The organism is Thermoleptolyngbya oregonensis NK1-22, assembly GCF_032705245.1.
GTDB classification, from domain to species: Bacteria; Cyanobacteriota; Cyanobacteriia; order Elainellales; family Elainellaceae; genus Thermoleptolyngbya; species Thermoleptolyngbya sichuanensis.
Genome location: NZ_CP053540.1, coordinates 1077658 through 1095423, shown reverse-complemented (window position 1 = coordinate 1095423; position 17766 = coordinate 1077658). Strand labels below are relative to the sequence as shown.

At 57.3% G+C, this 17766-nt stretch carries 13 protein-coding genes; 7 read left to right on the top strand and 6 right to left on the bottom strand.

The window, feature by feature from the left end; translation table 11 throughout:
• Positions 1 to 85 precede the first annotated feature (85 nt).
• On the top strand, positions 86 to 1456 hold the full coding sequence (locus HNI00_RS04730) for a Glu/Leu/Phe/Val family dehydrogenase (RefSeq protein WP_316791129.1): 1371 nt from the start codon (positions 86 to 88) through the stop codon (positions 1454 to 1456).
• A gap of 184 nt (positions 1457 to 1640) precedes the next feature.
• Here HNI00_RS04730 and HNI00_RS04725 read toward each other — a convergent pair whose 3' ends face one another.
• Both HNI00_RS04725 and HNI00_RS04720 read right to left on the bottom strand, forming a co-directional pair.
• Complete coding sequence (locus tag HNI00_RS04725; RefSeq protein ID WP_172353492.1) at positions 1641 to 2816, bottom strand: TRC40/GET3/ArsA family transport-energizing ATPase; 1176 nt, start codon at positions 2814 to 2816, stop codon at positions 1641 to 1643.
• A gap of 160 nt (positions 2817 to 2976) precedes the next feature.
• Positions 2977 to 3369, bottom strand: a complete 393-nt coding sequence (locus tag HNI00_RS04720) for a C6orf136 family protein (protein WP_316791127.1) — start codon at positions 3367 to 3369, stop codon at positions 2977 to 2979.
• Positions 3370 to 3921: 552 nt separating this feature from the next.
• On the opposite strand from HNI00_RS04720, the gene HNI00_RS04715 reads away from it, so the two are divergent.
• Entirely contained in the window at positions 3922 to 6222 is a 2301-nt protein-coding gene (locus tag HNI00_RS04715) for a putative bifunctional diguanylate cyclase/phosphodiesterase (RefSeq protein WP_316791125.1), read from the top strand.
• A gap of 148 nt (positions 6223 to 6370) precedes the next feature.
• Here HNI00_RS04715 and HNI00_RS04710 read toward each other — a convergent pair whose 3' ends face one another.
• Positions 6371 to 7720, bottom strand: coding sequence for a UDP-N-acetylmuramoyl-tripeptide--D-alanyl-D-alanine ligase (locus HNI00_RS04710; RefSeq protein WP_316791124.1), 1350 nt, complete (start codon positions 7718 to 7720; stop codon positions 6371 to 6373).
• A gap of 391 nt (positions 7721 to 8111) precedes the next feature.
• Between HNI00_RS04710 and HNI00_RS04705 the strand changes: the two genes are divergently transcribed.
• Both HNI00_RS04705 and HNI00_RS04700 read left to right on the top strand, forming a co-directional pair.
• Positions 8112 to 10937, top strand: a complete 2826-nt coding sequence (locus HNI00_RS04705; RefSeq protein WP_316791122.1) for a response regulator — start codon at positions 8112 to 8114, stop codon at positions 10935 to 10937.
• Positions 10934 to 12319, top strand: coding sequence for a diguanylate cyclase domain-containing protein (locus HNI00_RS04700; protein WP_316791120.1), 1386 nt, complete (start codon positions 10934 to 10936; stop codon positions 12317 to 12319). Before HNI00_RS04705 ends, HNI00_RS04700 begins: the two co-directional genes overlap by 4 nt.
• A 132-nt stretch (positions 12320 to 12451) precedes the next feature.
• On the opposite strand, the gene HNI00_RS04695 is transcribed toward HNI00_RS04700, so the two are convergent.
• Both HNI00_RS04695 and murG read right to left on the bottom strand, forming a co-directional pair.
• Positions 12452 to 13210, bottom strand: a complete 759-nt coding sequence (locus HNI00_RS04695; protein WP_420156248.1) for a lysophospholipid acyltransferase family protein — start codon at positions 13208 to 13210, stop codon at positions 12452 to 12454.
• 267 nt (positions 13211 to 13477) lie between these two features.
• The gene (murG, locus tag HNI00_RS04690) at positions 13478 to 14548 is read right to left on the bottom strand and encodes an undecaprenyldiphospho-muramoylpentapeptide beta-N-acetylglucosaminyltransferase (RefSeq protein WP_316791118.1); all 1071 of its coding nucleotides are present in this window, start codon (positions 14546 to 14548) and stop codon (positions 13478 to 13480) included.
• 382 nt (positions 14549 to 14930) lie between these two features.
• Here murG and HNI00_RS04685 point away from each other — a divergent pair, with 382 nt between their 5' ends.
• Both HNI00_RS04685 and ndhL read left to right on the top strand, forming a co-directional pair.
• Positions 14931 to 15908 carry a hypothetical protein gene (locus HNI00_RS04685; RefSeq protein WP_316791116.1) on the top strand — a complete coding sequence of 326 codons (978 nt, stop codon included), beginning with the start codon at positions 14931 to 14933 and terminating at the stop codon, positions 15906 to 15908.
• 347 nt (positions 15909 to 16255) lie between these two features.
• Positions 16256 to 16492, top strand: a complete 237-nt coding sequence (gene ndhL, locus HNI00_RS04680) for an NAD(P)H-quinone oxidoreductase subunit L (protein WP_205370292.1) — start codon at positions 16256 to 16258, stop codon at positions 16490 to 16492.
• A 260-nt stretch (positions 16493 to 16752) separates the two neighbouring features.
• Here ndhL and HNI00_RS04675 read toward each other — a convergent pair whose 3' ends face one another.
• Complete coding sequence (locus tag HNI00_RS04675) at positions 16753 to 16968, bottom strand: DUF4278 domain-containing protein (protein ID WP_316791113.1); 216 nt, start codon at positions 16966 to 16968, stop codon at positions 16753 to 16755.
• Between the two features lie 259 nt (positions 16969 to 17227).
• Here HNI00_RS04675 and HNI00_RS04670 point away from each other — a divergent pair, with 259 nt between their 5' ends.
• Positions 17228 to 17710 (top strand): GNAT family N-acetyltransferase, encoded by a 483-nt coding sequence (locus HNI00_RS04670; RefSeq protein ID WP_316791111.1) that lies wholly within the window; start codon positions 17228 to 17230, stop codon positions 17708 to 17710.
• The last annotated feature ends 56 nt before the right edge of the window (positions 17711 to 17766 follow it).

Here is a 17766-nt window from a genome sequence, read left to right as displayed (position 1 = left end):
TACCGTTTATTGGGCATTATAGAAACAGATGCGGACAGGGCGATCGCTTCAATTCCCTTACTGCCCGTCCCAAAAGGAGAGGTTTATGGTTAACTTGCTGTCCAACGCCGCAGCAGACTCTGCTACCCACGCCGCCCTCAACGGCAGCGCAGGCAAGAGTCTCCTCGATGGGGCCGCCCACAGCACGCTGTCGGATGCCAATCGACGACTGGAAAAGGCGCTGAGATATGTCTCGATCAATGAGGACGTGGCGGAGCGGCTGCGCTATCCCAAGTCCAGCTTGGTGGTGTCGATTCCAGTGCGGATGGATGACGGTTCGCTGCGAATCTTCCAGGGCTATCGCGTGCGCTACGACGACAGCCGTGGCCCCACCAAAGGCGGCGTGCGCTATCACCCCGGCGTGACGCTGGACGAAGTGCAATCGCTGGCGTTTTGGATGACCTTTAAGTGCGCCGTGCTGAACCTGCCCTTTGGCGGCGCAAAGGGTGGCATCACGCTCAACCCCAAGGAACTGTCGAAGTTTGAACTGGAGCGGCTGACGCGGGGCTACGTAGATGCGATCGCCGACTTTATTGGCCCCGACGTCGACATCCCCGCCCCCGATGTCTACACGAACCCAATGGTGATGGGCTGGATGATGGATCAATACAGCATCATCCAGCGCAAGATTACGCCTGCGGTGGTGACGGGCAAGCCGATCACGATGGGCGGCAGCCAGGGGCGCGAGTCGGCCACCGCAATGGGCGCATTTTTTGTGATGCAAACCGTTCTGCCGCGTTTGGGAAAATCGCCCGAAAACACGACCGTTGCGGTGCAGGGCTTTGGCAATGCCGGGTCGATCATTGCAGAACTGCTTTATAAGGCAGGCTATAAGGTGGTCGCCGTTAGCGATTCCCAGGGCGGGGTGTACGCTTCCCAAGGACTCGATATTCCCAGCGTGCGGCAAATTAAGGAGTCTAGCCGCAGGCTCAAGGCGGTTTACTGTGAAGGCAGCGTGTGCAACGACCAAGAGCATTCCACCATTACCAACGAGCAGTTGTTGGAGCTGGATGTAGACGTGCTGGTGCCCGCTGCGCTGGAAAATCAGATTACCGCCGAAAACGCCGGCCGCATCCAGGCTCGCTACATCTTTGAGGTCGCCAATGGCCCTGTCACTTCTGATGCCGATGCCATTTTGGAAAATCGTGGCATTCAGGTCTTTCCCGATATCCTGGTGAACGCGGGCGGCGTGACGGTAAGCTACTTCGAGTGGGTGCAAAATCGAAACGGCTTCTACTGGTCGGCCGACAAGGTGAACCACCGGCTGGAATTTGCCATGAAGCAAGAGACAGAACATATCTGGGCGATCGCCCAAGAGCAAGATATCGACCTCCGCACCGCCGCCTACGTCCACGCGCTGAACCGGCTCGACGATGCAATCCGCGCCAAGGGCACGCGGGACTTTTATGTGAGCTAGTTTATGTGAGCGAGCTTTATGTGAGCTAGGCTCAAGGGAGCCAGGACGCTTGGTTCCTGAACCAAAAGCTAGACCCTGTAGAGTGGCTACATAAAGTGGATGTCGCTCTACAGGGTCTATTTCGTGGCTCGTGGCTATTTCGTGGATATTTGGTGGCTCTCTCGTGGCTGGGGGGGGGGTGCGGCTAGTTGGCAAAGCGAATTTTCAAGTAATCCTCTTCCATCTTTGCCCCGGCGGGTTGCAGCGCTGCCAGTGCCTGGGGCAGCACCAAATTTCGGCGATGGTTGCCAATGCGGACGTTTAGCTCGTCGGCCGACTTGCTGAGTTCGATCTTGTCTTTGGGAATGCCGGGTAAGTAAAGCTCCAGGCTGTATTGGTTCTGCTCCTGCACCACGCGCATCGTCGTCTCTTTGTAGTAGACCTGGGCCGGGTCTTCGTCGGCATAGAGCGTTTCCTTCAGGCGCTCCAGCGCCGCCAGTCCGCAAAGTTCCTCAGAATAGAGCGGCACTTCTTTCACAGGCAGCGGGTGAAAGTTTTCGTGAATTTCCTGGCGATATTGCTGCTGATTTTCCTTCCAACGCTGAAAGAAGGGATCGCTTACCTCGTTGGGGATGATGCGGTTGGCCACCACCATGTCGGTTGCCACGTTGTAGAGGCTGAGGTACGCATGGGCCCGCAGGGATTCCTTGATCACCATCTTTTCGGGATTCGTAACCAGACGCACTGAGGTCTGGGTGTTGTCGGTCAGCACCTTTTCCAGGGCTTCGATCTGCTGATAAAACTCGTAGGGCGCGTCCATCACTTCCTGGTTGGGCAGGGAAAAGCCCGCAACGGGACGAAACAGCGGCTCTACCAGCGGCCGCAGCGCCGCAGACACCGCTTGCAAGGGCTTGTAGAATCGGCGCATATACCAGCCCGCCACCTCCGGCAGACTCAGCAGCCGCAGAGCTGTACCCGTTGGTGCAGAGTCGATAATCAGGACATCGAAATCGCCTTCGTCATAGTGGCGCTTCATCCGCACCAGGCTGAAGATTTCGTCCATGCCAGGGAGAATCGCCAGTTCTTCTGCCTCTACGCCTTCCAGACCCCGCGCCTGAAGCACCTGCGTAATATAGCGCTTCACGGCTCCCCAGTTGCCCTCTAGCTCCATCAGCGCGTCTAGCTCTGCGCCCCAGAGGTTTGGCTTGACCGGGCGCGGGTCGTGCCCCAGTTCCATGTCGAAGCTGTCGGCCAGGGAGTGGGCGGGATCAGTGCTGAGCACAAGGGTACGGTAGCCCAGTTCTGCACACCGCAAGCCTGTTGCGGCGGCTACTGAAGTTTTGCCAACGCCGCCCTTTCCGGTCATTAAGATTACGCGCATGAGTGCCCAGCGATTTCGTGAAGAATGGTTACATTCCTCTAATGTATCGGGTTTTGCAGGCAGATGGGGCGTTTGGCGCGGGATTGGAGCGAGTCGGCCAGTAGGGCGATCGCCCCTTGTCAACGCGCCAGATGCTCCGCTAAGGACCTGTTCAGACGGATCATGAGGATCTCTTGCGAACGCTGAAATGCTGCCGCAGCACGTCGAGCCGCGAACAGTGCCAATAGTCGATGTGGGACGTGATTAGCCCCTGTTCATTGACGGTCATTTCGCTCCAGCCTGTGATGGCGATGCGGGGCTTCCAGGGCAGCGGTGTTGTCCAACTGAGCGTCCAATCGGTGCGGATGTCTGCGCCCGTTTGCTGAATCTGGTGCAAATCAAGCTGGGGGTCGAGAAACCAGGTCTGAATAAAGCCGATCATGCGTTCGTAGCGATCGCGCCCGCGAAATTCTGTCATTGGATCGCGAAAATAAACGTCCTCTGCATAGGCGCTGAAGGTTTGGAATTTGGGGAAATTACGGTAGTCCTGTCTGAGGATTTCTAGGATGTCCATTTCGCTCTTTACCTGTATTTAAAGAATAATAAATCCTCCTTGTTAATCATGCCGGATGTGATCGCTCTAGGCTGTATTTAGCGTGAAATTCTTTTGAAGTCTTAGTCGTTTGACCCCTCAAAGAATCACTTATTCGAGTCCGATATACATCTCTCAAAAATAATTCTTCAAAGACAATTTTTCAAAAATAAGAAGACCGGTTAATCAAAATTCTAACTTTTTGAGAGAAGCAAGTATCTGGCTACGTAGGCATCAACACGGAGGAGTCGCTCCGTTATGTTGCCGATAGATATGGGCTTTCAAACGGACGGAGAAGAGAGGATTTTATTCCTAAAACTGAAGTAAGGAAGCAATATTTCGACTGCTCTGAAGTATTGTTCTGATTGCTTCCAAGTTTTCCAGGAAAACTGCTGATTTTGCAATTGAGAATCTCTGGGAGCAGTCTTTGCGACTCGCAATATTTTTGACCCAAGTCACTTTCAGAGAAGATTCAAATTTCCACAACATCAGACCGTTGTGATTTTCCTTTTCCCAGGATCGAGGCTAGTTGAGATGCAATTTGGGCAATCGAATTTTCAGGAGCGGCTGTCAGAGTCCGCGCTTCCTGAGTCAGACGAGTTCCACTTCCGCGATACCTGGCTCCCAGCACACTGCTTTCAAGTCCGAACACAGACCGATGCCCTGGCGCAAGACCTATCCTCCCTTTTGGGAAAGGTATCTCAGGCGATCGCCCTGCTCAATAGCCAGCAGGAACTCCTCCGCGCCAACGCCGCGCTAGATAACCTGGCGGATCTGTGGTGGCAGCGAGCGGCGATTGAGGCGGCGGCCGACGGAATAGCCGTATTCGATGCAAAAGGAGCCTTTCGCTATGCCAACCCGGCCTATCTGCGCCAGTTTGGTTATCCACCCGATGAGACCCTCAGCCGCCAGACTTGGCAGCAGTTCTACATTCCCAGCGAAGTGCGGCGGTTTCAGCTTGAAATCTGGCCCAGCCTCAGCCGACAGCCCCAGTGGCGCGGTGAGGCGATCGCCCTGCGGCCAGACGGCACCACGTTTCCGCAGGAAATCAGCCTGACGCGCATCGCCGATAGCCATCTGGTGTGTATCTGTCGAGATATTAGCGATCGCAAACGGGCCGAAGCCGCCCTGCGAGAAGCCGAAGCCCGCTACCGCAGCATTTTTGAAAACGCCATTGAGGGCATCTTTCAAACCACACCGGAAGGACGCTATCTCAACGTCAACCCCGCCTTGGTTCGCATCTACGGTTTCAAGTCTCCAGAAGACCTAATCGCCAACATCCACAGCATTCAGCACCAGATCTACGCCGATCCAAACCGCCGCAGCGAATTCATCCGGCTCATGCAGGAACACGGGCGCGTCTCTAATTTTGAATCGCTGATTTATCGGCGCGATGGCACGCCCATCTGGATCTCGGAAAATGCCCACTGCGTCTACAACAGTCGCGGCGACCTGTTGTATTACGAAGGCACGGTCGAAGATATCACCACCCGCAAGCAGTCCGAAGAGCAGCTTTTTCTCAACGCCTTCCATGATTCGCTGACCAGCCTGCCCAACCGGGCCCTGTTTATGAACCGACTGAAGACCGCCCTGAATGCGCTGCCGCGCCGTCCGGGGCATCAGTTTGCCGTGCTGTTTGTTGATTTAGATCGGTTCAAGCAGGTGAATGACAGCCTTGGTCATTTGCTGGGCGACCAACTGCTGATCCAGGTTAGCCAGCGGCTGCAAGACTGCGTGCGGGGCGGCGACACCGTGGCGCGGCTGGGCGGCGATGAGTTTGCCATCCTGCTGGAAGACATTCAAAGTGCCGACGACGCGATCCACGTTGCAGAAAGGATTCAGGAGCAACTCGGCTGGGCTTTTTGCCTCCAGGGGCATCAGGTTCACATTAGCGCCAGCGTCGGCATTGCACTGAGCCATCACCGGGAAACCTGTCAGCCTTACCAAAATTTGGAAGACTTGCTGCGGGATGCCGACATTGCGATGTATCGCGCTAAGCATCGGGGCAAAGCCTGCCACGAATTGTTTGATGGCACGCGCCAAGTTCAGGTGTTCACCCAGGTGCAACTCGAAGCAGATCTGCGGCGGGCCCTAGATCAGCAGGAACTAGAACTGCACTATCAGCCGATCGTAGCGCTGCAAAGCCGCCGGGTGCGCGGGTTTGAGGTGCTGATGCGGTGGCAGCATCCCACCCAAGGACTCGTGCCACCCGGCAAGTTCATCGACATTGCCACCGAAACGGGGCTGATTCTGATGCTGGAGGAGTGGGTGCTGCGTCAGGCTTGCCAGCAAATGCAGCAGTGGCAGCGGCAGGGATTGGCGGATGGGTCCATGACGATGAGCGTCAACCTGACGGAAAAGCAGTTCGTCCAGCCCAAGCTGATTGGGCAGGTGGGGCGAATTTTGTCGGAAACCGGGTTGCGGCCCAACTGTTTGCGGCTGGAGTTTGCGGAGGCGCTGCTGCGGACGGATATGGAGGCGATCGCCCAAAACCTGCATGGATTGACCGATCTGGGCGTGCAGCTTTGCATTGACGACTTTGGCACGGGCTTTTTATCCCTCAGCCAGCTTCACAGCCTGCCCATCCACAGCGTCAAGATCGACCGCTCCTTTATTCACCGGGCGGGCATCAGCGTAGAAAGTCAGGCAATCGTGAAAACCATTGTGAGTCTGGCAGAAACGCTGCGGATGAGCGTCATTGCCGAGGGCGTGGAGACGCTGGAACAACTGGTGCAACTGATGGCAATGGGCTGCGAATATGGCCAGGGCTATTTGTTCTCGTCTCCGGTTGATCGGGCAATGGCAGAGTCGCTATTGCTCAAGAAGCAGCTTTAGCAGCCAGCTTTAGCAGCCAGCTTGAGTAGCCAGCTTGAGTAGCCAGCTTCAGCAGCCAGCTTGAGTAGCCAGCTTGAGTAGCCAGCTTGAGTAGCCGTCAAAGACCTGCGATTCGTGGGATTGTGCATTGCGGAATCGAGTATCGTCTTTATGGCGTGTCCAAAAACCGACTTACCACCTGATCTAGCCCAACAGCGCGGGAGGCTTTGAACAGGAGGCGATCGCCCGCAGTCACGTTCTGCCTCAGCCAGGCTACGACTTCGGCATGGGTGGTAAAGCGCTCGGTAGGAGTGCCGCTGGCTCCGACGGCGAGGGCCTCGGCTTCGGCGGGGTCAGCCAGGATCAAAAGCGCGTCGAGCTTGAGGTCTTGCACCGCCGCGCCGACCTGCTGGTGAAATTCGAGGGAGCGATCGCCCAGTTCCTTCATCGTGCCCAGCACCGCAATTCGGCGAGAACCGGGCGTATCCGCCAGCAGCCGCAGCGCCGCCAGCATAGACTCCAGCCCTGCGTTGTAGGTTTCATCTAGAATCACCACATCATTGGGCAAGTCCAGCCGTCGCGCCCGTCCCTGGGGCAATTCCACGGTCAACCCAGCGGTGAGCGGCTGCCAGCTTAGCCCCAGCAATTTTGCAACCGCCAGCGCCGCTAGATAGTTCAGCGCGTTGTGGCGGCCCGGCAGCGGCAGGGGCAGCAGGGTGTCGTCAACCCGCAGCGTGTGAGCATCGACCAGTTCGCCCCGCAGGTCGCCGCCTTCTAGCCCGTAGGTGATTGTTTTGCCGCGCCACACGCGGGCGGCCGTGTCCATCAGCCGCAGATTGTCGTGGTTCAGCACGGCTGCGCCCGCTGAGTCTAGCTCGTGGAGCAGTTCACACTTGGCCTCGGCGATCGCCTGCTCAGACCCCAGCCGCCCGATGTGGGCCGTGCCGACGTTGGTAATCACCGCAATATCCGGTTCTGCAATTTGCCCCAGCAGCGCAATCTCGCCTGCCGCCCGCATTCCCATTTCGATCACGGCAAACTGATGCTCGGGCCCCAGTTCCAGCAGGGTTTTGGGAACCCCGATTTCGTTGTTATAGTTGGCGCGGGTTTTGAGGACGGGGCCGCGGGTTTCCAGCACGGCGGCAATTAGCTCCTTGGTGGTTGTCTTGCCGACGGAACCCGTGATAGCCACGACGGGCCCAGAAAACTGCCGCCGCCAGAGCGTGCCCAACTGCTGATAGGCCGCCAGCGTATCGCTGACCTGGAGCATCGGCCCGACCGCATCGGGGGGCAGGTCGGACACGACAGCGGCGATCGCCCCCTGCGCTAGAACCTGCTTGACGAAGGCATGACCATCGAAGCGATCGCCCCGCAGCGCCAAAAATAGATCCCCCGGACTGAGGCTGCGGCTGTCGGTCGTCACCTGGGCGATCGGCGTTTGATTCACCTGCTCAGACCAGTGGTGCAACCGAGCGCCCAGATTTTGCGCTAACCTGCCCAGCGGCATTGAAAACGGCATAAACTTTCTTCGATCCGGATTCTGCATCAAAGCAAGATCATACCGCGCCATGCCTCTAGCCACGGTTTAAGCTGCGAGCCGCTGCCCTGACTTTCTCCAGACAGATTGGGGCTACAGATTGGCGCTACAAATCGATCCCACAGATTGGGATCATTGACAACCGCAAGACTGCCAATCTGGTTGCTAGAAACAACGTTAGCCCGTTGCTAAATTCGGGAAATATACGGGTATCTCTATCTCGAACCTTGGCATCTAGCCTTATCGGTCTGTTTTGATTGATCTGTCCAGTCTACTGGCAGTCCGCTGCAAGCCCTGCCATTTTGACCGCGCTGTCTTCATCCGTCCCCCCTCTCTCCAGCCCTGCTGACTCATTGCAACCGCTTCAGACTCTATGGGTGTTTTTAATTCGCGCCTTGGACACAAACTGCCGCTTCAGGCACTCTTGGTCGTGCCCTTTTTGCTACAGCTTGCCGGAACGACTGCGCTCATCGGCTATCTGTCCTATCGCAATAGCCAGAGAGCGGTCAATCATTTGGCGCTGGAGCTACGCAATGAGCTGACTGCCCGCATTCAGCAGGAGGTGAGTACCTATGTCGAGTCGCCTTTTGTGATCAATGACCTGAATGCGATCGCCCTTCGACAGGGTGACTTAGACCCTTCCCGCGCCAAAGGAGCGTACATATTTTGGAAACAGAGCCGCAGCTTTCCAGCAAACAACCTGATCTATTGCGGCGTTGAAGACGGCTCCTTTATGGGATTAGGGCAGTTTAGGGACAATCAAGGTGTACACGTTTTAATATCTAAGCCAAGTCCCCAGCGTTTCTACCACTACTACCAGATCGATGAGGTCGGTAATCGAAGTAGCCCAGTTGGGTCGCTAGACTGGGAATATGATCCCCGCATCCGCCCTTGGTATCAAAAGGCGAAGCGACAGCAAAAGCCAAACTGGAGCAACATCTACCTGGACTTTGACGATCAAGTGCCCGTGCTAACGGCTAGCACGCCCGTGTACGAGGAAGGCTCAGGACGGCTATTAGGAGTCTGCGCTACAGACCTAGTTCCCTCTTTGGAGTTAAACCATTTTTTGAGTCAACTGAAAGTGGGCAAGACAGGGGAAACTTTTATTCTCTCCCGAGAAGGGTCGCTCATCGCTAGCTCCACTGCCGACGAAGAGAATCTGCTGATTGATGCTGGAGAAGACATTCAACTTTTGCCTGCCCGTGATAGTCAGAATCCCCTGGTTAGCGCAACGGCTCACTACTTGGAACAACAGTTTGATGATTTGCGGCAGATCGACCAAGTGCAGCAGCTTGAGTTTTGGCTGCCGGGGGGCGATCGCCAGTTTGCCCAAGTATCGCCGTTTCGTGACGAGTATGGGCTGGACTGGCTGATTGTGGTTGCCATACCCGAATCCGACTTCATGGCTGAGATCAACGCCAACAACCGTCTGACGCGGTGGCTCTCGCTGGGGGCCCTGGTGCTGGCAGCGGGCATCGGCGTGCTGACCAGCCGCTGGATTGCTCGTCCGATCTTGAAGCTGAATCAGGCAGCCCAGGCGATCGCCGAGGGTGATCTGGCGCAAACGGTCGAGGTCAACGGCATTGCCGAACTGGAAACTCTGGCCCAGTCCTTTAACCAAATGGGACACCAGTTGCGCGACTCCTTCGATACGCTGGAGCAGCGGGTGCAGGAGCGCACCGCAGAACTGGCCGAATCAAACCGGCAGTTGGAATTGGCCAAAGAAAAGGCAGAAGTGGCAAACGAAGCCAAAAGCACCTTTATCGCCAACATGAGCCACGAACTGCGATCGCCCCTGAATGCAGTGCTGGGCTTTTCGCAACTGACCCTGCGCTCTAGCAGTCTGCCACCAGACCAGCGCGAAAACGTGGGCATCATCTATCGCAGCGGCGAATACCTGCTAACGCTAATCAACAACATTCTGGACATCTCCAAAATCGAAGCGGGCAAAACCACGCTTAATCTCAAGAGTTTTAACCTGCATCGGCTGCTCAGCGATTTGGAAGACATGCTCTACCTGCGGGCTGAGAGCAAAGATGTGCTGCTGACGGTCACCCGCAGCGATGACCTGCCGCAATATATCCAAGCCGATGAAATGAAGCTGCGCCAGGTATTGATCAATCTGCTGAGCAACGGCATCAAGTTTACACAGGCGGGTTCCGTATCGCTGCATGTCTCCACCCATCCGCCCAGCCCTACGTCGCTAGTGCTTCCGGCTCAAACGCTGCCTGCTGCCACTCTGCCGATTTACTTTGAAGTGCGTGATACAGGCGTTGGCATTGCACCAGAAGAATTGCCCCATCTGTTTGAAGCCTTTACCCAAACTCGGGCGGGCAAGGAGTCGCAGGAAGGCACGGGGCTGGGGCTGGCGATTAGTCGCAAGTTTATCCATCTTATGGGCGGCGATATTGCCGTGAGTAGTGAACTGGGAGTGGGCACGGCGATCGCCTTCTATATCCAAGCCAGCCTCTCGGAGGCAGCCCCGCTCGATCTGCAACCCGCTCGACGGCGTGTGCTGGGGCTGGCTCCGGGACAACCCACCTACCGCATCCTAGTGGTAGACGACAAAGAGGTGAACCGCCGTCTGCTGGTGAAGCTGCTGAGTCCGCTAGGGTTTGAAGTCCGCGAAGCCAGCAACGGTCTGGAGGGCATCGAAATCTGGAATGATTGGGAACCGCATCTGATCTGGATGGATATGCGAATGCCCGTGATGGATGGCTACGAGGCAACCCAGCGGATCAAGGCGACGACCAAAGGCCAGGCAACCGCCGTGATTGCCCTGACGGCCAGCGTGCTAGAAGAGGAAAAAGTGGTGATTTTGTCGGCGGGCTGCGATGATTTTCTTCGCAAGCCGTTTCACGAACAGAGCATTTTTGATGCGATCGCCAAGCACCTCGGCGTAGTCTTCTTGTACGACGAAAGTAAGTTGGGTAGCCGAGAGCAGGAACCGCCAGCCGACCTGCACTCGCCAGATTTGCGGGATCTACCAGATGCCTGGAAGGCTGCCCTATACACCGCAGCCCTAGAGGCCGACAGTGCCCAAGTTGAGGCGCTGATCGCCCAAGTTTCCGTGACCCATGCTGCCCTGGCCCAAGATTTGAGCCAATGGAGTCATCAGTTTCGCTTCGACAAAATCCTGGAGTGGGTTGAAGCACTTCCTGGTTCAATTGCCACTATTCCTGATGCTGAGCAGCTATGAACCCTAGTCCCAACGCCGAACCCAAAGGCAGCGTCCTCCTCGTAGACGATATCCCCGAAAACCTGCGGCTGCTAACCGATATCCTGACCCAGCAGGGGTATCAGGTGCGGAGCGTCACCAGCGGCGCGATGGCCCTGCGAACGGCCGTCGCCAAACCCCCCGATGCCATCTTGCTGGATATCAAAATGCCCGATATGGATGGCTATCAGGTTTGTGAGTCGCTCAAAGCAAACGAGACGACGCGGGACATCCCGGTGATTTTTATCAGCGCCCTCGACGATCTGCTGGATAAGGTCGAGGCGTTTCAGGTGGGCGGAGTGGACTACATTACCAAGCCGTTTCAGGTGGAGGAAGTCGTCGCCCGCCTCGAAAGCCAGCTTACGATTCAGCGGCAAAAGCAGCAGCTTCAGCAGGAGGTTCTCATCCGTCGCGAGACAGAAGAAATTCTCTACCAATCGCGGGCGCTGCTGTCTAGCATTTTGAACAGTTCCCTCGACGGCATTGCGGCGATGCAGGCGGTGCGCGATGTGGGCGGCACGATTGGCGATTTTCGCTGCTTGGTGGTGAATCCGGTGGTGGCAAAGATGCTGGGCAAAACCCGCGAGGAACTGATTGGCAACTTGGCTCTGCGGCGACTGGTGCAGCAGATTGATCCGGGGCTGTTTCAGAAGTTTGTGGACGTGGTGGAGACGGGCGAAACGCTGGAGAGCGACCTGGCCTATTCCACCTCAGAGGGCGATCGCTGGTATCACTACATTGCGGTAAAGCTGGGCGACGGCTTTGCGGTGACGGTGCGCGACATTACCAGCCGCAAGCAGATTGAGCTGGCCCTGCAAGCCGCGAATGAAAAGCTAGAAGTCCTGGCGAATCTGGACGGGCTAACGCAGGTGGCCAATCGCCGCCGCTGGGATGTGTGCTTGGAGCAGGAGTGGCGACGGTGTGCCCGCGAGCAGCAGTCGCTGTCTCTGCTGCTGTGCGATGTGGACTATTTCAAGCGCTACAACGATGCCTATGGACATCAGGCGGGGGATGACTGCCTGAGGCAAATTGCTGGGGCGATCGCCCAGGCTGCCAAGCGTCCGGCTGACTTGGTTGCCCGCTACGGGGGAGAAGAGTTTGCAGTCTTGTTGCCCAATACCACTGCCGACGGAGCCGCCCAAATCGCCGCGCTAATTCAGGCTGCGGTGCACGATCTGGCCATTGCCCATTGCCAGTCTGACATTAGCGATCGCGTCACCCTCAGCATTGGTCTTGCCACCCTGATTCCCCATCCAGACGGGTCGCCAGAAACCTTGCTCACGGAGGCTGACGGTGCGCTCTATCAGGCCAAGCAGCAGGGGCGAAACCAAACCGTGCAGGCGATCGCCAGCGCTGTGAGATAGGTTGCAGTAGAACCGACCGCGGTGGAATAAGTTGCAGTGGAATCCTTCGCAGTGGAATCCTTCGCAGTGGAATCCTTTGCAGTGGAACCCGCCACGGTGGAATGGGTCGCAGAGAATCCTGCTGCTCCGCGCCTAAGCCGCCATTTCAGACTTGTGGGCGGCCATCAGGCTCTGAGTTTCTGGGCTGGGGCTGAGGCGCTCTAGCGCATGGCGAAGATCGGCAGTCAGCCGTTTTGCCCCCTGCTTGGGCGGCTCCTGGAGATAAGGCTCAACCCGGATGGGGGCACCAATGTTAATCGAAACCTGACAGCCCCACCGAGGAAGCGGCTCGCCGTAATGCAAATGAATCGGCACGACCTGTAGGCCCAGTCCGGGCTGGCTTTGTTCTGCCTGGAGAGCGAGGCGAGCCAGCCCAGGCTTGAGCGAATGCACCAGTCGATCGCGGAAAATACCGCCTTCTGGGAAAATCACCAGCATTTCGCCCTGCTGCAACAGTTCTAGCCCAAACCGTAGGCTGGCAACCCCTGGTTGGCGGGGATTGACCGGAAAGCCGCCCAAGCGGCGAATGAACCAGCCCTGAAGCCCTTTCACTTCGTCGGCCGTCACCATGAATCGGGGGAGGCGGCCTGTGACACTTGGCCCAGTGGCATGGGGAACGAGCAGCGCATCCCACCGCGCCCGATGGAGCGGCGCAAGGATGACCGGCCCTTCAGCAGGTAAGTGGTGTTGCCCATGAATCTCGATTTTGCCGAAATAGGCCGGCAGCAGCAGGCGATTCCCCAAGGGATAGGCGATCGCCGACAGCCAAGGCGACACCTTTGAATTCACTTTGCTTTCTCGATTTGTGACAGAGGCAGTCAAAGGGTCGTCGGTTGGGCGATGTAAAACCATAGAGCAGGAAAAAACCAGCAAAAACAGCAGGGATGATTCGGGTTGAGCCAAAAACCAAGCTCTGCGTTCGCTTGCCTGCACCAAGTTCGACGGAAGAATGCTCCCGATCGCGCTATGAACCCGATGCAAGCGAGGGCAAAACGCAACTGTTCATAGCTTAGGGCGATCGCCCTTGGAACTGATCTCCCAAAAGGACAGTTGTGAGGGTGTCCTGTTGGAACTGGTGCCAGACTTATGGTTCACATTTGGTTCACATAGAGCCAAAAACTATATGCCAATGGTCTTTTGAATGAGCTTGGCAAGCTGTTCGGCGCTATCGGCGATCGCCAGTCGTCCAGCGGCTTCAGCCATTTCTGTCCGTTGGGGCGATCGCATCAGATCCAGCACCTCGGCCGTGAGCATTTCGGCCGTGAGATCCTTTTGCTGAAACACTTTGGCCGCACCCGCCCGGACGAAAGCAGCGGCGTTGACGGTCTGGTGGTCTTCGGCTGCGAAGGGATAGGGAATCAGAATGGCGGGCAGATGGGCGATCGCCAGTTCTGTCAGGGTGCCTGCGCCAGAGCGACTGATGGCCAGGGTCGCCCGATGGAACAGCGCCGCCATGTTGTCATAAAAGGGCAGCGCCAGATATTGCGGGTGGCTGAGGCTTTTGGCATCGGGGTCCGAGTCGCCCGTCAGATGGACGATCCAGAAGCCTGCCTCAAACCAGGCGGGCGCACACTGGCGCACCAGGCGGTTTACTGCCACTGCGCCCTGGCTGCCACCGACAACCACAATCAGCGGCACGTCATCGGGAATCGGCAGTTGCAGCGGCGGCAGAGCCGAGGGCGCGAGTCGAAAGGCATCCCGCACGGGCGTTCCGACGTGAACCGCCTTGGCGCGGGGCAGCCGCTGGATCGTCTCCTCAAAGCCCACTGCCACGACGCTGCACCAGGGACTCAGCAGCCGTGTCACTTTGCCAGGTAGGGCGTTGGATTCGTGCAGAACTGTGGGCAACCCAAGCGATCGCGCCGCCAGGATGGCCGGAGCCGCAATATAGCCGCCCGTGGTAAACACGCCCTGAAAGTTGCCCTTTTGCAAGAGCGATCGCACCTGCACCACCGACCCCAACAGCCGCGCCAGGGTCTTCAGCGTGCCCAGGCCCGGCTTCCCCTGAAAGCCCTCCACCTGAATCGTGTGCAGGGGATATTTTCCTGGCACTAGCTGCGTCTCCAGACGGTTGGGCACGCCCAGCCATTCGATGTGGCAGGGAGTCTGGTGACGGGAGAGTTGCTCAGCGGTGGCGATCGCCGGAAACAGGTGTCCGCCCGTGCCGCTGGCCGCGATCAGGAGCTTCATGGGGGGGTGAGAGGGTGAGGGACGGGGGGAGGGGTGTGGGAAACCCTGGAAGATGAGAGAAGCTTCCGGATTCCGTGACGAAGCAGGCGGATAGCGTCTACACTGTGTCTTGTCCTAGCCTTGTTTTGGGCCTTGCCCTAGTCTGTATTGAGTCTGCATCTAGCCTGTATCTTGCGTGTTTTGTCTGGAACTGCGGTTTCTGAGATGGCTATATCTATGGCTATAACTGAGCGTGTATTTCCAGCAATGGCAGCGCTTGAAACGGCTGCATCCAGCGTCAAGGTTTCCAGAAGGCTGGATCTCTAGTCATACTGAATCCGCACTTAATGCAGACTTGCAGCCCAAACGTCTCCCAAACGTCTTAGTATCCTACCCCATCCTTATGCAGAAACCCCCTGAATTTCCGTTGCCCCAGATGAATCGCCTGAATGGGCTATCGGTGCGCCCTGTCGGGCGGGCAGTCGCTTTGCGGCTGGGCCTGACGCGCCGAGACTGGCGGCGGGCAAATTTGGTGATTCCGGCGGTGCTGCTGGGGGTGTTGCTCAGTTGGGCGGGTCGGGTGGGGGCCCAGACTCCGCCTGCGCCGGCTGAGCCTGCTGCGCCCGCGCCCGCTGTGCGGCCTGCGCCGGAGGAACTGACGGAGGCGATCGCCCGCCTGGATGCCGCCGCCAGCAGCCGCAACCTGCGAGACGTGATGCGCCTCTTCAGCCGCAACTTTACCCATGCCGACGGGCTGACCTATGACACACTCAGCACTGCGCTCCAGCGGTTTTGGCAGCCCTACCGCAGCCTGACTTATCAAACCGTGCTGGATTCCTGGGAGCGAGATGGCAGTGCGCTGGTTGCCAACACCACCACGACGATTACGGGCACTCGCGATATCAACGGACGCATCGTGACGCTGAATTCCGTGCTGTCTACGCGGCAGCGCTATGAAAACGGACGCATTGTGTCTCAATCGGTGCTATCCGAGCGCACCGAAGTCTCCAGCGGAGATTTTCCGCCCAGCGTGCAGGTTCAGCTTCCGACGCAGGTGCTGGTGGGGCAAAGCTTTGATTTTGACGTGATCGTGCAGGAGCCGCTGGGCGATCGCCTTTTGCTGGGTGCAGCCATTGAGGAACCTGTGAATGCTCAGGGCTATCTCAGCGCCGCGCCGTTGAACTTGGAACTGCTGTCGGCAGGGGGGCTGTTCAAAACGGGGCAGGCTCCTGCGCTACCGAGCGATCGCTGGATTACCGGCGTGCTGGTTCGCGAAGACGGCATTGTGCAGCATACTCGTCGTCTGCAAGTCGTGGATGATCCGTCCCTGATCACCACGCCAACGCCTGCGCCGCGCCGCCGCTTGCCTCGCCTGCGATAAGCAATTCTTTGAGTTTTGAACTGGAAGCTTTGAGCCGGAAGCTTTGAGCCGGAAGGCTTTGAACCAGAAGCTTTGAGCCGGAAGCTTTGAACTGGGTCATGGCGCTGGCAGAGGATCTGCCTCCCGCAGAGCCATCCTGCGTTCCAGTCCGGATTACGCCCGAAGCGCCCAACATCCAAAATTCTTATGGAACCTCTAGGGAAAACGAGTTGCCCGGTCACGGTTTTCACAGACTGGAGGCGATAGAATTTGGAGAGCTTAGGTTAAGCTTCTTTGCAAGCTGCCCTGCCCGCTTGTCTGCTGCAAGCCAAAATCGCGAAAGTATCGAAACCCAAAATCGAAAGCCGATGCTCACCATTTCCGACTCACTGCCGCTGGTTCCCCTGCTCTATGTCGCGCTGGCAGGTGCTTATCTGCTGGTGCTGCCGCTGCTGACGATGTTATATCTCAAGCAGCGGTGGTATACGGCTGGCTCCATTGAGCGGCTATTGCTCTATTTCCTGGTGTTTTTCCTGTTTCCGGGATTGCTGCTGATCAGCCCATTCCTCAATTTTCGTCCCGAAAAGCGACAGTTGGAAACTTGATAGAAATCTGAGCTGGATGCCTGAGGGGAAATCAGCGGCTTTGGCAACGCAGAGAAGCTGAGGGGCTGAGGGGCTGCTGGGTAACTTTTTAGCCTGTCTGATAAGCCCCAAAAGTAATGCTGGGTTAGTTGAGATTAAGGAAGAGCGATCGCCAGTGAGTGAAAGGGCGATCGCTCTAAGTGCAGCTAGATTTGGTTAAGTCAGGAGAGAGTCGCTAGGCAGACCAAGCTGAGAGATCCTGAGGGGGAGCTAGTGAAGCTTTAGAGGGCGATCGCCGCTGTGTTGCTGAAGAGAGGAGCCGCTTCAGGGCGATACTGTGCGCCACGATAGGTGAGGTTGACGAAAGGCTGAACTGGTAGATCAGAGGAGTGGCGCATCGTCATCTCAGCGCCGCGATAGCATCCGTAAAAAGATTGGCTGGTAGCAGGCAGTTCGGTGCAGGGGGTATATTCGGTGCCGCGATAGGTCAGTTGCATGGTTGTGTCTCCTAGAGGGTGAAGCGGGGTGCGCCTCGTTTTGATGTCTCTGTTATACGGCGATCGCCTCTGGCAGCGCGATACTGAAAAGTTATGGACAAAGTTATGGACTTATCGTCCCTACGACTCCTTAACTTTTCCGATCGCCTGATGGAACAGCGCTAACCCCTCTTTTTAGCTGAGCCTCTTTGCCTGAGCCGCTTTAGCTGAACCTCTTTGCCTGAGAAATACTGAGCAATGACCGAGTAATGACTGAGCAATGGACGCAACCTACAAAACCTTTCGGATTCGAGACTGGCGGCCAAGTGACCGCGCCGTTGCTGCCGAGCTAATTTACACGGTGCTGGCGGAGTACGGACTCGGCGGCGAACCCGACGGAGCCGATCAGGACGTGCTTCAGGTGGAAACGGCGTATTGGGCGACAGGCGGCGAATTTTGGGTGGTGGAGCAAGCGGGCAGCCTCGTCGGTACGGCGGGTTACTACCCCATTCGCCGGGGTGAAAATGCCGTCGAGATTCGCAAAATGTACCTGCATCCCAGCGTGCGCGGCCAGGGCTTGGGCAAGTTTTTGCTGATGGAACTGGAGGGGGCGATCGCCCGCAGCGGCTATACGCAAATCTGGATCGAAACCGCCAGCGTCCTGAAAGAAGCCGTCCTGCTCTACGAGCGACAGGGCTACGAACCCGCCAGTGGGGTAGAAACCGCAAGGTGCGATCGCGTCTATGTGAAATATCTCGCTTGAGATTGCAGGCGCATCATCCTTGCAGGCGGATTGCGTTTGGCAAACCACACCAAACC